Genomic DNA, 15,823 nt, shown 5'->3' with positions numbered 1-15,823 from the left:
GTGTGGGTTTTCGAAAACCTCCATTGCCTGCGGGCGCGGTGCGCCTAGATTACCCCAATGGCTTATGCTCCCTTTGTCCCCTTGCGCGTCATGTCGTCCTATTCGCTGCTGGAAGGCGCGATTGACCCCAAGGCGATTGCAAAGCTGGCAAAAGAGCGCGGCTTTCCCGCCATCGCCATCTGCGACAGGAACGGCCTTTACGGGGTGGTGGCATTTGCCACTGCCTGTTTTGGCGAAGGCATCCAGCCCATTATCGGCACGTTGCTGGGCGTCGCGCGTGATGCAGAGGGGCGGCAGGTCGATTATCTGCCGCTGTTTGCGCAGGATGAGGCAGGGTATGACAATCTTTGCCACCTGGTCAGCCGTGCGCATCTGGACCGGCCGCTGGAATTTGAACCCCATGTCCAGCTGGATGATCTGCACGGGCATACTGATGGATTGATTGCGCTGACCGGCGCGGGCGAGGGCGCGCTTGCACGCTTGCTTGCCGAAGGCCAGCAGACCCACGCAGAAACCCTGTGTGACCGGTTGCAGGCGTTATTTCCTAACCGGCTCTATATCGAACTGGCGCGCCGCAGCAGCGCGGTGCAGGATAATGCCGAAAAACCATTGATCGACATGGCCTATGCGCGCGATCTGCCGCTGGTGGCCACCAATCCGGCCAATTTTGCCGATCCGCATATTCACAAGGCCCATGATGCAATGCTGTGCATTGCCGCATCCACTCACATCGAGGCGGAAGACAGGGTTCGCTCCAACGCCGAAGCTTTCGTCAAATCCGCCCCGATGATGGAAGAGCTGTTCGGTGATTTGCCCGAAGCGCTGCACAATACGCTGACGGCAGCGCGGCGCTGCGCCTTTGCGCCGCCTGACCGGAAGCCGATTTTGCCCAGTCTGGCAGGCGATCTGGAAGGCGAAGTGCGCCTGTTGGCGGCGGATGCCCGCGCCGGGCTGGATGCCCGCCTTGCGCCCTACGGCGAAATGTCCGCAGAAGAACGCAAGGTCTATGATGACCGGCTGGATTTCGAAATTGACGTCATCACCGGCATGGGTTTCCCCGGCTATTTCCTGATCGTTGCCGATTTCATCAAATGGGCGAAGGACAATGATATTCCGGTGGGGCCGGGCCGTGGATCGGGCGCAGGATCGCTGGTAGCGTGGTCGCTGACCATTACCGATCTCGACCCCATAAGGCTGGGCCTGCTGTTCGAGAGGTTCTTGAACCCCGAACGTGTTTCCATGCCGGATTTCGATATCGATTTCTGCGAAACGCGGCGCGGCGAAGTCATCCGCTATGTGCAGGCAAAATATGGCGCTGACCATGTGGCGCAGATCATCACTTTCGGTAAGCTGAAAGCGCGCGCCGTGCTGCGCGATTGCGGCCGCATCCTGCAGATGAGTTACGGGCAGGTGGACCGGCTGTGCAAGATGGTGCCCAACCACCCGACAGACGCCTGGACACTACCGCGCACGCTCAACGGATCTGCCGAATTCAAGCGCGAATATGACAATCAGCCGGAAGTAAAACGGCTGGTTGATCTGGCGATGGACCTTGAAGGGTTCCCGCGCAATTCATCCACCCACGCTGCCGGTGTGGTCATTGGTGACCGGCCTTTGGCGCAGCTCGTCCCGCTCTACCGTGATCCGCGTTCGGATATGCCAGTGACCCAGTTTGACATGAAGCATGTCGAAAGTTCAGGATTGGTGAAGTTCGACTTTCTGGGGCTGAAAACTCTTTCAGTCCTGCAAAAAGCTGTGAAGCTGCTGGAAAAGCGCGGCATTGCGCTCGACCTGTCAACGCTCGCCTGGGATGATGCGGCGGTTTACAAGCTGCTCCAGTCGGGCAACACGGTGGGTGTGTTCCAGCTGGAATCAGAAGGCATGCGGCGCACACTGGCGGCGGTGAAGCCGACCAATTTCGGCGACATTATCGCACTGGTATCGCTGTACCGGCCAGGCCCGATGGATAACATCCCGCTGTTTGGCAAACGCAAGAATGGCGAGGCCGAAATTGCCTATCCGCATGAAAAGCTGGAAGGCATCTTGTCGGAAACTTACGGCATTTTCGTCTATCAGGAACAGGTCATGCAGGCCGCGCAGATCCTGGCCGGATATTCGCTGGGCGATGCCGATTTGCTGCGCCGCGCCATGGGCAAGAAAGTTCAGGCGGAAATGGACGCGCAGCGCCAGCGGTTTGTTGACGGATGCAAGACGGTCTCGCAAATTGACGCGAAGCAGGCGAATGAACTGTTCGATCTGATCGACAAATTTGCTGGCTATGGCTTCAACAAGTCGCACGCTGCGGCCTATGCCTTGCTGGCCTATCAGACAGCGTGGCTGAAAACGCATTATCCGCATGAATTTTATGCAGCGTCGATGTGCTTTGACATGCACCAATCGGAAAAACTGGCCATTTTTGTCGATGATATGCGCCGGTCTGGTCATGCGCTGGAAGGGCCGTGCATCAACCGTTCGGAGCCGGAATTCAGTGTCGAACGCACAGATGATGGCTATGCCGTGCGCTATGCATTGGCAGGTATCCGTAATGTTGGCGAAAAGGCCATGGCGGCGATTGTGGCTGAACGCGAAGCAAACGGCTGGTTCGAAAATCTGCAGCAATTGTTCGAGCGAATCCCGCAAGGTTCAATGAACCGCCGCCAGCTTGAAGGGCTGGCCTGTGCCGGCGCGCTCGACCGGCTGGAGCCGAACCGCGCGAAGATTTTCGAGAATGCCGAAATGCTGCTTGCCGTGGCGGATGCGGCCGAGCGGGAGCGAAGCAGCGGGCAGGGCGGTCTGTTCGGCGGGGAAGAACATGAAGGCACTGCCGATGTCCAGCTGGCAGATACGCCGGAATGGCCCCGCGCAGACCGCATGGCGAAGGAACGGGAGAATTTCGGCTTCTATTTCTCCGCCCATCCGGTCGAACAATATCGTGCCGTTGCATCCGCCAATGGCGCGCGCAGTTATGCCAGCCTGATGGGCGGCGGTGCGCCTGCCGGTGGCCGCGCGCCTGCAGTGATGGCGGCCATGGTGGAAGGGGTAAAGCGCGGCAAGACACGGCGCGGCAAGGATTTTGTGCGGGCGAGTTTTTCGGATTCTTCCGGCCAGTTCGACGCTGCGTGTTTTGAAGAATCGCTGGTTGAAAACTTCACCAAATGGGCCGCTGACGGCACCTGCATCCTGCTGAATGTCGAACTGGATTCCCCCAGTCCCGATGAACCGCCACGCATCACCGTGCGCGGCGGCAGGCCGCTGGATGAAGTAAAGGGCGGTTCGCGGATGTTGCTGACGCTGGATATCCATAATGTCGATGCCCTGCATGATCTCAAGATGGAACTGATTCCCGGCCCGGAAGGGCGGGGCGAAGTGCTGGCCCGCCTGCATACGGGGCGCGGCGCGCCGCCGCTGGTGCGGTTGGGGCGTGATTTCCAGCTCGATGGCGAGTTGGCGGAAAGGCTGGAGGAACTGGAAGGCGTGGCCAACGTATCCCTGTCCACCCGGCGCGGGGCGACGCATTTGCGGCTGGTTGCCTAGTTGCCGAGACTGAAACCCGTGTTCCCCTTTTGCAAACGCACTTGCGCCCGCTGTCCCAATCGCGAATGGTGGTCAAAACACATTGGGAGAATGACATGCTGGGTGCGATGCAGGACTGGGACCTCAAGGTTACCCATTTGATAGACCACGCCGCGCGCGAACATGGAACGCGCGAAATTGTTACCCATTGGGCAGATGGCACTGAAACCCGGACTGACTGGGCAGGTATCCGCCGCGATGCGCTGAAGATGACGCAGGCGCTGCGCGCTGCCGGTGTGGGCAAGGGCGACCGGATTGCGACGCTGGCGATGAACCATTCGCGCCATCTGGTCACATGGTATGGCGCTGTGGGTGTGGGCGGCGTGTTGCACACGATCAATCCGCGTCTGTTCGAAGACCAGCTGGAATATATCGCCAACCACGCTGAAGACCGCGTTCTGCTGTATGATGCGGCATTCCAGCCGATTATCGACAAGATGAAGCCGCAATGGACAACCATCGAACATTACATCTGTTTTGACAGCGGTGAACATTCGCCCAGTTTCGAAGACTGGATCGGCGCCCATGATGCAGACACGCAGTGGGCCGAAGTGGACGAGCGCGATCCGTGCATGCTGTGTTATACCAGCGGCACGACAGGCAACCCCAAGGGCGTGCTGTATGAACACCGTTCAACCATGCTCCACGCTGTCCTGGGCATCCAGCCTGCCTGTTTCGATTTCGACGCCCGCAGTGTGATGCTGCCAGTGGTGCCCATGTTCCACGCCGCCAGCTGGGGGCTGCCGTGGGCAGGCGCTGCAACGGGCGTGAAATTCGTCTATTCGGCGGTGAATGACCCGACCGTTCTGTGCGATTTGATGAAGCGCGAAGGCGTTACCCATTCAGCGGGTGTGCCGACTGTCTGGCTCACCATATTCCAGCATTGCGATACCACGGGCGAACCCTTGCCCAAATTGCAGCAGGCCATCATCGGTGGATCGGCGGCACCCCGGTTCATGATCGAACGGCTGATGAAAAACGGCGCGCGCGTGGCCCATGCCTGGGGCATGACCGAAACCAGCCCGATCGGCACAGTGGGCGCACCCACGCATGATTGGGACCAGCTGAGTTTCGACGAACAGGTTGATATTGTCACCCGGCAGGGCCAGCCCATTTTCGGCGTTGAGCTGCGCACGGTTGATCTGGATGATTTTACCAGGGAACTGCCGCGTGATGGCAAGACATCAGGCGCGCTGCAAATTCGTGGGCCGTGGGTCATCAAACGCTATTTCAAGGCGGAAGAAGACGCGACCACGCCCGATGGCTGGTTCGACACCGGCGATGTCGGCGTCATCTGGCCCAATGGCACCCTGCAACTGACCGACCGGACCAAGGATGTGATCAAATCCGGCGGCGAATGGATCAGTTCGGTTGAACTGGAAAATGCCGCGGTCGGCCATCCCGCAGTGGCAGAAGCCGCCGCCATCGGCATGCCGCACCCCAAATGGGATGAGCGGCCAGTCCTTTTCGTGGTGAAAAAGGACGGGCAGGATGTCACGGCAGATGAGGTAAAAGCCTATCTCGGCGACCATGTGGCGAAATGGTGGCTGCCTGATGCGGTGGAATTTGTGGATGATATTCCCCACACTGCCACGGGAAAAATCAGCAAGAAGGACCTGCGCGCCCGCTTTGCAGATTATACGCTGGAGAATTGAGTGATGCATTACATCAACCCCACGCGCGAAGCCTTCGATTTCTTCAAATCCCTGCCGCGTGACCGGCCCATCCATATGCTGAACCTGCTGCAATATCGCGATGTGGCGGAATATCCTGATGATCACGTTAATGCAGGCAAAGGCTGGACCGGACAGCGCGCCTATGAAGAATATGGCGCAACGTCCGGACCCATTTTCCAGCGGGTTGGCGGCACCATCGTGTGGCGCGGCGCATGGGAAGCGATGGTCACCGGCCCGGCGGACAAGCAGTGGGATGACGCCTTTGTGGCGCAATATCCGCATGCCGGCGCATTTCTGGAGATGATAACCGACCCGCAATATCAGGAAGCCGTCGTCAACCGCGGCGCTGCCATTCTTGACAGCCGGTTGATCCGTTTTGCCCCCGGCGCTGCCGGGGACGGGTTTGGCTGAAAAATGGACGCGGGCGGCCAGCGGCTGATCCGGTCTGCAGGCGCCGCAGATGCGTCTGCCATTGCCGCCATTTATGCGCACCATGTGGCGCATGGGACCGCCACCTTTGATACAGAGGCGCCGGACGCGGTTTTCTGGCGGGGCAAGATACAGTCCATCGCCGCGCGGCACTGGCCATTTCTTGTGTGCGAAGATGGCAGCGCCGTTGCCGGCTATGCCTATGCAACCCAGTTCCGTGACAGGGCAGCCTACGCCATCACTTGCGAAAACAGTATTTATGTAGATGCAGACCATACTGGCCAGGGGATCGGCAGCCTGCTTTTGACAGAACTGCTGGATGCGGCCCGCCATGCCGGATTTGAACAGATGATCGCGGTGATCGGCGGGGGCGAACCATCGTCTGTCGCATTGCACCGCAAATGCGGCTTTGCCCACGCTGGCCGGATGCAGAATGTGGGCATGAAATTCGGGCGCAAGCTGGATACGGTGTATATGCAGCGCGGCTTGCTGACAGATTAGATCAGGCGCATCTGCCCGCTCAAGTCCGGCCGCCTGAATTGCGAACAATCCAGATCAATTTCAGCCTTGCCGATTCCGGCCCGTTTGCACGCCAGCCTGAAGCGCGCCCGGAACAGGTCTGCCCACACGCCGGCCGGTTTCATGCGGGTAAAGAAACCCGGGTCATTATCGCGCCCATTGCGGATCTGCTGGACAATGCTCATCACCTTGTCACCGCGCTCGGGATAATGAACGGACAGCCATTCACGAAACAGCGGGGCGACTTCATGCGGCAGGCGCAGCGGTATCCAGCTGGCTGAACCCACCTGTAAATCCCCTGCCTGCTCGATCAGCACTTCCATGAATTCATCGGTGATGGCCGGAATGACGGGCGCAATCGAGATGTGCGCCGGTATTCCCGCTTTCGCCAGAACGCCCAATGCCGCCATCCGCTTTGCCGGCGACGATGCGCGGGGTTCCAGCTTGCCTGAAAGGCGCGCATCCATCGTGGTAATGGAAATGGCCACCGCCACCAGATTGCGCTGCGCCAATTGTGTCAGCAGATCAAGATCACGCAAAATGCGGTCGGATTTGGTCGTGATGGTGACCGGGTGCCGAACATCCAGACATAATTCCAAAACCTGTCGGGTAATGCGGTAACGCGCCTCGATCGGTTGATACGGGTCCGTATTGGTCCCCATCGCAATCCATTTCGGCTGATATTTAGGCTTCGCTAGCGTTTCGCGCAGCAATCTTGCAGCGTCGGGCTTGGCAAACAGCCTGGTTTCAAAATCAAGGCCGGGTGACAGGTCCAGATAGGCATGGCTTGGCCGTGCGAAACAGTAAATGCAGCCATGTTCGCAGCCCCTGTAAGCGTTGATGGAACGGTCAAACGGCACATCGGGCGAGGTGTTGAAGCTGAGAATGCTGCGCGGATGTTCTTCAGTGACGGTGGTGCGCAGCTTTACCGGCGGGCCATCCTGAACTTCAATCTGATCGAGCCAGTCCCCATCGTCCTGCCTGCTGGCCAGACCAAAACGCCGGGGCACATTACGCGATTGGGCACCGCGCCCCTCAATACCTGGCCTGAGTCGCTGTTCCATGAATGGAACATATATAGAACAATCGCGGGATTTGAAAGCCTCCGCAAAGGCGCAATCAGCGTTCGCGCAGCCGCGGCATCAGTTCGACAAAATTACACGGGCGGTTCCGGCTATCGAGCTGTTCTGCCAGGATGCCGTCCCACCCGTCTTTCACCGCGCCGTTCGAACCGGGCAGGGCAAAAATATATGTTCCCCGCGCCACCACTGCACAGGCGCGCGATTGCACCGTGCTGGTGCCGATGGTACTGAAACTGAGCCAGCGGAACACTTCGCCAAAGCCGGGAATGTCCTTGTCCTTCACTGTGTCGAGCGCTTCTGGCGTTACGTCGCGCCCGGTCAGGCCGGTGCCGCCAGTGGTCACAATGGCATCCACCGACGGATCGTCGATCCATTGCTCAAGCTGTCTTGCGATGACGGCGGCATCATCTTTCAAAATGGTGCGGGCGGCCAGATTATGGCCTGCGGCAGTGATCCGTGCCGCCAGAATATCGCCCGACGTATCATCAGCCGATGTCCGCGTATCGGACACGGTCAGCACCGCGATATTGATAGGGGTAAAACTGCGGGATTGATCAATCGGCATCAGTCACGCGCACTCAGGCGGACGCCGCCGCTGCCTGACAAGCCGGGGAAGGTTGGCCACAGGCCCTGGGCCAGCGCCACCCGGCTTTCCGACGCGCCGCCAGCCTGGCGTTCATACATCCAGTAATTGCGCATCACGATGGAGACATAGCCGCGCGTTTCCCAATAGGGGATGGATTCCATGTACAGCAGCGGATCACCCTGATCGCGGATTTCGCTGTTCCACCGGGTGATGGGTGTGAGCCCTGCATTATAGGCCGCCATGATTTTCGGCAGCAGGCCGCCGGTTGCGCGGCTGTCACGCAGGGATTCCAGATTGCGCTGGCCAAACGCCAGATTGACCGACGGGTCTGCCAGATCGGCATAGCTGGCATTCATGTTGAGCGATGGCGCATGTTCGCGCGCGGCAATCGGCATGATCTGCATCAGGCCCTTGGCCCCTGCCGGGCTGACCACAGCGGTGCGGAAATTGGATTCCTGCAAGGCATGGGCATAGGCGAGCGCCGGGTCCACTTTCCACCCCGTAGTCGGCTGCCACTTGGGCGCAGGATACCGCAGCGCAGGTTCAGCCCGCGCCCCGCGAGGAGCATTATGTGCCATCCACAATTGGGTTGAAGGCAAGCCCAGTTCGCGGGCGAGCCGCGACAATTCCCCGTACTGGCCCGGATCGCCAATGGTTGCCTGATGGCGCAGCACCTGATCTGCCAGATTGTCCTGGCCAATTTCTGCCAGGGCCACTGCTGCCCGCACATTTTCAGCCCCGCGCACGCGCTGCCAGTCCGCCATGGTGAAATCTGGCGTTTCATAGGCACGCGGCAGGTCCCTGTGCAGCTGCTCGGCTGCCAGCATCCCGTATAGGGTTTCGTCCAGCCGCGCTGCACCGCGCAGCAATTCGGCGGCCTTTTCCGGTTTGCGGCAGCGCACATGGGCGCGTGATGCCCAATAATAGCCCGCCGCTGTCAGTTCCACATTGGTGGAGCCGCGCGCCGTGCGTTCAAACGCGTCCGATGCGGTCTCGCAGTCGCCCATGCGCCATGCGGCAAGGCCTGCCACCCAGTCGCCTTCGGCCACCCACGGGCCAGCGCCTTGTCTGACTGTCTGGGCCACGGCCAGAGCCGCCGGATCGTCATTTTCAATGTAGTAGCTGAAGGCCACCCGTTGGCGCCATTCTGCGCGCGCCTGAGGCGAAAGGCCGGCATCAATCCCGTCCAGCAGCAGCCGCGCCCCGTCAGGATTATCATTTTTGATATGGTCGAGGATCGCGGATTTGACCGTTTCGGGCATCGACCCATCAGCCGTTTCGCGCGGCCTTATCCGCTTGGAAGCGTAGGGCTGGGGAACAAAGCTCTGCTCGCGCGGCAGGGAAGGGGCATATGCCAGCCCGCGCTTGAGGCCCAGATTTACGATCTGTGCTGCCTGTGGCAATTCGCGGCCCTGTGCCAGCCATGCGTCGATCGCAGGCAGTTCTACCCGCGGGCTGTTGGCGTGGAGATAATATTCCGCTTTCGCCATCTGGTGCAGCGGGCCTTCGGCACGCTCGGCCAGCATCATGTCGACCCGCGACCAGTCCTGCCTGTCGATCGCGCCGAACAGGGAGGCATAATAATCGCGGTCGGCGCGACTGAGCAGTTCCGGCACGGAATTGCTGTGCGCGCGGGCGCTGAAATATTCTGCCGAACTGCTGTTGGCCATGGCCGGCACCGCAAGCGTGCTTATTGAAAGTCCCAACGCGCCTAGCGCAAGATTGACGCGTGCGCCTGATTTTGTGCGAAAATTATTGTTCACGTCAGCCATCCGTCCATTGGAGCCAGCGGCGCCAGAACCGTTCGCGGCGAGCCGTTGAACGGAGCAGTTCCGCCAGCCCTTCTGCGCCCAATACAGGAACGCTGCGCCCTTCATGGTCAAAATCTGGTAAAAAGGCAGCACCTTGCGCCACGTCGTGTCCAAGAAGCGGCCAGATGTTGCGCCCCAGCACACACATTCTCTGCGGCTCGGCCAGTTTGATGTGATGATGCAGCACATCTGCCAGGCCATCTGCGTGAAGGCGCGGAAAATCTGCCATCGGTGTGTGGCGCGGCAGTGCCGATGCCAGATACAGCCCATCGGCACCAATATCGGCGGCGGCCAGAATGTTGGACAGGAACTTGCCAAGCGGGCCTGACAGCAGCGTGTCGCTGTCCTGTGGTTCCGGCTCTGCCACAATGACCATCAGCGCTGGTTTATCCTTCCCGCGCGGCGGAATGCGCGGGAAACTGCCGCCTTCGTCAAGGGTGGGTTCTGCCAGCCACCAGCTTTGGAACGTGGCCAGATCGGTTGGCCAGTCCTGCCCCGCGCCGCCAGGCTTCTGGCGTTCCGGGGCTGCGGCAATTTTCTTTTCCGGGGGCTCTCCGGCCACAAAGGCAGGCTGGATATTTCGCGGCATATCTGGCGCATCATCCTGCGCGAGCCAGTTTTTCGCTACGTCTTCGTAGTCCTGATCCACCCCTGCATCCTGCCACCACACCTGCGCGGCGGCGAATTCTTCAGCCAGTGTCAGCGGCGTAGAGGGTGATTTGCTATCATTCATGGTGCGGCCCGGGTCTTGACCTGCCGCGCCGCAGCAATCAAGGCATTATCAAGTTTTTGGATCATACTTCTGGCCGCAGGTTTGCCCGCCAGGTTTGAAAAACAATTGTGCGAAGGAATTTCCGGGATGAGCGAACGCGAATCGATGCCTTGCGACGTAGTGATCGTCGGCGGCGGTGTGGCTGGCCTTGCTGCGGCCATCCGCCTGAAGCAGATCAACGAAGAACTCGAAGTCGTGGTTCTCGAAAAAGGCTCTGAAATCGGCGCGCACATCCTGTCGGGCGCAGTGGTTGATCCCAAGGCTCTGGACGAATTGTTCCCCGAATGGCGCGACATGGATTGCCCGATGGCGCAAACGCCCGTGACGGACAATTGGCACTGGATCCTGTCGGCCGGCAAAAGCTACGGCATGCCACATCTGGCCATGCCGCCATTCATGTCCAACAAGGGATGTTACACCGGCTCTCTCGGCAATCTCACCCGCTGGCTGGGCGAGCAGGCGGAAGGGCTGGGGGTAATGGTATTCCCCGGTTTCCCAGCATCGGAAGTGATGTTTGACGAAGCAGGCGCAGTGTCGGGCGTCATCACGCAGGACATGGGCGTGGCGGCAGATGGCAGCCACAAACCCGATTATCAGCCCGGCATGGAAATCCACGCGAAATACACTCTGTTTGCAGAAGGCGCGCGCGGCAATCTGACCAAGCAGATGAAAGCCCGCTTTAATCTGGAAGCCGATTGCCAGCCCCAGGTCTATGGCCTTGGCATCAAGGAATTGTGGGATATCGACCCTGCCAAACACGTTCCGGGCCGCGTTATTCATACGCAGGGCTGGCCCCTGTCGGAAACCGACACATGGGGCGGCGGTTTCCTATACCATCAGGCCAATGGCCAGGTCGCGCTGGGTTTTGTTACCGCGCTTGATTACAAAAACCCCTATGTTTCGCCGTTCCAGGAATTTCAGCGCTGGAAAACGCACCCTGCCATCCGTGACTATCTGGAAGGCGGCAAACGCGTTTCCTATGGTGCGCGGGTCATCAATGAAGGCGGCTGGCAATCGGTACCGAAACTGGCATTCCCCGGTGGCGCGCTGATTGGATGTGCCGCAGGCTTCGTCAATGTGCCGCGTATCAAGGGCAGCCATACCGCCATGAAAAGCGGGATGCTGGCAGCGGACAGCGTTGCCGCCGCCATTGCCGCTGGTTTGGAAAAAACCGAACTTGCCGATTATGATGCAAACCTGCGGGCCAGCTGGATCGCCAAGGAACTGAAGATGGTCCAGAATGCCCAGCCCGTCATCGCCAAGTTTGGCGGCGATGTCGGCACGGTTCTGGCCGGTATCGACATGTGGATGCGCCAGCTGAAAATCGGCCTGCCGATTTCGATGAAGCATGAGCGTGATTACGAAGAAACGCAGCGGGCTGATCTCTACAAGCCAATCGCCTATCCCAAGCCCGATGGCGTGCTGACATTCGACCGGCTCACGTCCGTTGCCTATTCCTACACCAATCACGCAGAAGACCAGCCTAACCATTTGAAAGTCAAGGATATCGCGCTGCAGGAAAGCAGCGAGCTGGAAGTCTATGCCGGGCCATCAACCCGCTATTGCCCGGCAGGCGTTTACGAATGGGTGATCGAGCCGGGACATGAACCCAAATATGTGATCAATTCGCAGAACTGCGTCCATTGCAAAACCTGCGATATCAAGGACCCCAACCAGAACATCAACTGGACCACGCCCGAAGGCGGCGGCGGGCCCAATTACCCGAATATGTGAGCATGGCCGCTTGCCATTGACCGAAGTTGCCTATGCCAAGATCAACCTCGCGCTGCATATCCGCAAGCGGCGCGAGGATGGCTATCATGAACTGGAAACCCTGTTCGCCTTCGTCGATCAGGGCGACGTGCTGACCGCCGCATCTGCGGCTCAGGACAGTTTGACAGTTTCTGGTGAGTTCGCTCCACAACTGGCTGATCCTTTTGGTAATATTGTCGCCCGCGCCTTGGGTAAATTGCCCCGCCCAGGCGGGCTGCGCATCAATCTTGAAAAACGTTTGCCGGTCGCTGCCGGCCTTGGCGGCGGGTCTGCCGATGCAGGGGCGGTCTTTCGTCTGGTGCGCGACATGCACGGATTGCCGGATGACTGGCACCAGCGTGCAGCAGCGTTGGGCGCAGATGTTCCCGCCTGTGTGGAAAGCCGTGCCTGCGTCGGCCGCGGCACAGGGACGGATCTGATGCCAATCGGCAATGATCTGGCGGGAACGGCGGTGTTGCTGGTCAACCCGCGCGTGCCATTGTCCACTGCCGCTGTATTCAAGGCGTGGGACGGAACGGACCGGGGCGCCATGCCGCACGGCAGCGCATCTCATATTGCCATCGCTGGCCGGAATGATCTGGCCCAGCCTGCCATATCGCTGTGCCCGACCATTGCAGACGTGCTCTCAGCGCTTGCCGAAACCGATTGCCTGATGACGCGCATGTCCGGCTCAGGCGCGACCTGTTTTGCCCTTTATCGCAGTCATGACGTCATGCGTGCCAGCGCGGAAAAGCTGGCCACACGCCATCCCGACTGGTGGCAGATGGCAGGCGCGCTGCGATGATTGACGGGTTGCCTTTCCGGCAAGTGGGGCAGCCCGTGCCCGGCCGGATTGTGTGCGTGGCGGACCATGCATCCAATTTCGTGCCGCCCGATGTTCCGCTGGGCATACCTGACCATTTGCTGGGCACTCACATCGCGGTGGATCTGGGTACACAGGGTATCGCCGATATTCTGGCCCGCCGCCACGCCGTCCCGGCCCATATTGCGGCGGTAAGCAGGCTGGTGTGCGATCTGCACCGGGCAGAAACCTCGGCATCGGTCGTCCCTGTCAGCTCTGATGGCCATACCATTCCGGGCAATATCGGGGCCAATGTGGAAAGCAGGCTTGCGCGGTTTCACCGGCCCTATCACGCCGCCCTGGCGCGCTGGCTGGATGATGCGCGGCCTGAACTTATCGTGGCATTACACAGCTTTACACCCCGTCTTGAAACCAGTGATGAGGAGCGCCCGTGGCAAGTAGCGCTGCTGTATAATCAGGATGACAGAGCCGCACGCCGCGCCATCCGCCTGTTTTCACAGGAAGGGCTGAAAGTCGGCGATAACCAGCCATATTCAGGCAAGCAATTGAACGCCACCATGGACCGCCATGCAGAAGCAAAGGGCCGCCCCTATCTGACCATTGAAATACGGCAGGACCAGATTGCCACGCGGGCGCAGCAGGCGCGCTGGGCGGCGCTGATCACCGATATCGCCAATCGCACGGCGCTGGCGCTGCAAGGCGAGCGGTAGGCTGGCCCCGTGACTTTGGCCCGGTAATTTTGGCCCCGTAACTTTGGCCCCGTAACTTTGTCGAGGTGGTTGGGGCTCGGCAACTGGGGCGCGGCATTGGGATGGGGCAAGGCGGTTTGGCCTGCATCGTAGATTTTCTGTATCGGTAGGCAGCTTCTGCTAAGGTAGGGACAGGTCGGCGCAACCAAGCCTTGAAGCGCCTTGCCACCGGAGCCTGCTATCATGCCTGCCTATCGTTCCCGCACAACTACCCATGGCCGCAACATGGCCGGCGCCCGCGGATTGTGGCGCGCCACCGGGATGAAGGACGGCGATTTCGGCAAGCCGATCATCGCGGTGGTCAACAGTTTTACGCAATTCGTGCCGGGCCATGTTCATTTGAAGGACCTGGGCCAGATGGTCGCGCGCGAGATCGAGGCGGCTGGCGGTGTCGCCAAGGAATTCAACACGATTGCAGTCGATGACGGCATTGCGATGGGCCATGACGGCATGCTCTATTCGCTGCCCAGCCGCGAATTGATTGCCGACAGTGTGGAATATATGGTCAACGCCCATTGCGCTGATGCCATGGTGTGCATTTCCAATTGCGACAAGATCACCCCCGGCATGCTGATGGCCGCCATGCGGATCAATATCCCTGTGGTCTTCGTATCGGGCGGACCAATGGAAGCAGGCAAAGTGGTGGTGAAAGGCAAGGAACGCGCGCTCGATCTGGTGGATGCCATGGTGGCCGCTGCCGATGAAAGCTATTCGGACGAGGAAGTCGCCGATATCGAACGGGCTGCCTGCCCCACCTGCGGCAGTTGTTCGGGTATGTTCACGGCCAATTCCATGAACTGCCTGACCGAGGCGCTGGGCCTATCGCTGCCCGGCAACGGGTCCACGCTGGCCACCCATGCAGACCGCCAGCAATTGTTCCTTCGGGCAGGGCGGCTGATCGTCACGCTGGCCAAACGCTATTATGAAGAAGATGATGAGAGCGTTCTGCCGCGCACCATCGCCAGTTTCTCTGCTTTCGAAAACGCCATGTCGCTGGATATTGCGATGGGCGGCAGCACCAATACCGTGCTGCATCTGCTGGCCGCCGCACATGAGGCGGGCGTGGATTTCACCATGACGGATATTGATCGCCTGTCACGTCAGGTGCCCTGCCTCAGCAAGGTCGCACCGGCCAAGGCCGATGTGCATATGGAAGATGTCCACCGCGCTGGCGGCATCATGGCCATTCTGGGCGAGCTGGATCGGGCAGGCCTGCTCAACACCGCGCTACCCACGGTTCACAGCCCGACGATGGCCGACGCGCTGGAAGACTGGGACATCGTGCAGACGCGCAACCCCAAGGTGCATGAATTTTTCCGCGCTGCGCCAGGCGGCGTGCCGACGCAGACCGCCTTCAGCCAGTCCCGCCGGTGGGATGAAGTGGATACAGACCGCGAAGGCGGCGTCATCCGCAGCGCGAAACACGCGTTCAGCCAGGATGGCGGGCTTGCTGTCCTGTCGGGCAATATTGCGCTGGATGGCTGTATCGTCAAAACAGCGGGCGTTGATGAACATATCCTCAAATTCTCAGGACCGGCCAAGGTTTACGAAAGCCAGGATGACGCCGTTACTGCAATCCTGACCGGGCAAGTGGTGGCAGGCGATGTCGTGGTGATCCGCTACGAAGGGCCGCGCGGCGGGCCGGGGATGCAGGAAATGCTGTATCCCACCAGCTATCTCAAATCCAAGGGGCTGGGCGCTGCCTGCGCTCTTATCACAGATGGCCGCTTTTCCGGCGGCACTTCAGGCCTTTCCATCGGCCACGCCTCGCCAGAAGCGGCCGAGGGCGGTACAATCGGATTGGTAGAAAATGGTGACCGGATCGACATCGACATTCCCGGTCGCACGATTACGCTTTCAGTCAGCGATGACGAACTGGCCCGCAGGCGCGTACAGATGGATGCTAAAGGCGATGCCGCATGGCAGCCGGAAAAGCCGCGGGAGCGCGCCGTTTCGGCAGCCTTGCAGGCCTATGCAGCCATGACCACCAGCGCAGCGCGCGGGGCGGTGCGGGATGTAACGCAGTTGAAACGCCGGTAACACATGCCGGG

The 15,823-nt window shown here is 60.0% G+C and carries 12 protein-coding genes; 8 read left to right on the top strand and 4 right to left on the bottom strand.

What is annotated here, in order from left to right:
- Positions 1 to 57: 57 nt before the first annotated feature.
- From dnaE to GRI44_RS05870, 4 genes are all read left to right on the top strand, one after another.
- On the top strand, positions 58 to 3,534 hold the full coding sequence (gene dnaE / locus GRI44_RS05885) for a DNA polymerase III subunit alpha (protein ID WP_160600459.1): 3,477 nt from the start codon (positions 58 to 60) through the stop codon (positions 3,532 to 3,534).
- A 95-nt stretch (positions 3,535 to 3,629) separates the two neighbouring features.
- Positions 3,630 to 5,228, top strand: a complete 1,599-nt coding sequence (locus tag GRI44_RS05880) for a long-chain fatty acid--CoA ligase (protein ID WP_160601316.1) — start codon at positions 3,630 to 3,632, stop codon at positions 5,226 to 5,228.
- A gap of 3 nt (positions 5,229 to 5,231) precedes the next feature.
- Positions 5,232 to 5,660 carry a DUF1330 domain-containing protein gene (locus tag GRI44_RS05875; RefSeq protein ID WP_160601315.1) on the top strand — a complete coding sequence of 143 codons (429 nt, stop codon included), beginning with the start codon at positions 5,232 to 5,234 and terminating at the stop codon, positions 5,658 to 5,660.
- Positions 5,661 to 5,663: 3 nt separating this feature from the next.
- Positions 5,664 to 6,179: a GNAT family N-acetyltransferase gene (locus GRI44_RS05870; RefSeq protein ID WP_160600458.1), complete on the top strand. Its 516-nt coding sequence runs from the start codon at positions 5,664 to 5,666 to the stop codon at positions 6,177 to 6,179.
- On the opposite strand, the gene GRI44_RS05865 is transcribed toward GRI44_RS05870, so the two are convergent.
- The 4 genes from GRI44_RS05865 to GRI44_RS05850 form a co-directional block, all read right to left on the bottom strand.
- Entirely contained in the window at positions 6,176 to 7,261 is a 1,086-nt protein-coding gene (locus GRI44_RS05865; protein WP_160600457.1) for a PA0069 family radical SAM protein, read from the bottom strand. The genes GRI44_RS05870 and GRI44_RS05865 overlap by 4 nt on opposite strands.
- Before the next feature lie 55 nt (positions 7,262 to 7,316).
- Positions 7,317 to 7,844 carry a molybdenum cofactor biosynthesis protein B gene (gene moaB, locus GRI44_RS05860; protein ID WP_160600456.1) on the bottom strand — a complete coding sequence of 176 codons (528 nt, stop codon included), beginning with the start codon at positions 7,842 to 7,844 and terminating at the stop codon, positions 7,317 to 7,319.
- On the bottom strand, positions 7,844 to 9,535 hold the full coding sequence (locus GRI44_RS05855) for a lytic transglycosylase domain-containing protein (RefSeq protein ID WP_232843065.1): 1,692 nt from the start codon (positions 9,533 to 9,535) through the stop codon (positions 7,844 to 7,846). The genes moaB and GRI44_RS05855 overlap by 1 nt, the downstream gene beginning before the upstream one ends.
- Before the next feature lie 94 nt (positions 9,536 to 9,629).
- Positions 9,630 to 10,409: a uracil-DNA glycosylase family protein gene (locus GRI44_RS05850; protein WP_160600454.1), complete on the bottom strand. Its 780-nt coding sequence runs from the start codon at positions 10,407 to 10,409 to the stop codon at positions 9,630 to 9,632.
- A gap of 126 nt (positions 10,410 to 10,535) precedes the next feature.
- Here GRI44_RS05850 and GRI44_RS05845 point away from each other — a divergent pair, with 126 nt between their 5' ends.
- The 4 genes from GRI44_RS05845 (at position 10,536) to ilvD (ending at position 15,812) form a co-directional block, all read left to right on the top strand.
- Positions 10,536 to 12,182 carry an electron transfer flavoprotein-ubiquinone oxidoreductase gene (locus GRI44_RS05845; protein WP_160600453.1) on the top strand — a complete coding sequence of 549 codons (1,647 nt, stop codon included), beginning with the start codon at positions 10,536 to 10,538 and terminating at the stop codon, positions 12,180 to 12,182.
- Between the two features lie 10 nt (positions 12,183 to 12,192).
- The gene (locus GRI44_RS05840) at positions 12,193 to 13,005 is read left to right on the top strand and encodes a 4-(cytidine 5'-diphospho)-2-C-methyl-D-erythritol kinase (protein ID WP_160600452.1); all 813 of its coding nucleotides are present in this window, start codon (positions 12,193 to 12,195) and stop codon (positions 13,003 to 13,005) included.
- Positions 13,002 to 13,733 (top strand): N-formylglutamate amidohydrolase, encoded by a 732-nt coding sequence (locus GRI44_RS05835; RefSeq protein WP_160601314.1) that lies wholly within the window; start codon positions 13,002 to 13,004, stop codon positions 13,731 to 13,733. Before GRI44_RS05840 ends, GRI44_RS05835 begins: the two co-directional genes overlap by 4 nt.
- Positions 13,734 to 13,955: 222 nt before the next feature.
- The gene (gene ilvD / locus GRI44_RS05830) at positions 13,956 to 15,812 is read left to right on the top strand and encodes a dihydroxy-acid dehydratase (protein ID WP_160600451.1); all 1,857 of its coding nucleotides are present in this window, start codon (positions 13,956 to 13,958) and stop codon (positions 15,810 to 15,812) included.
- Positions 15,813 to 15,823: the final 11 nt, after the last annotated feature.

Origin of the sequence: Allopontixanthobacter confluentis, assembly GCF_009827615.1 — a bacterium.
In the GTDB taxonomy this organism is placed as follows: Bacteria; Pseudomonadota; Alphaproteobacteria; order Sphingomonadales; family Sphingomonadaceae; genus Allopontixanthobacter; species Allopontixanthobacter confluentis.
This window is presented reverse-complemented; position numbering and strand designations above follow the sequence as displayed.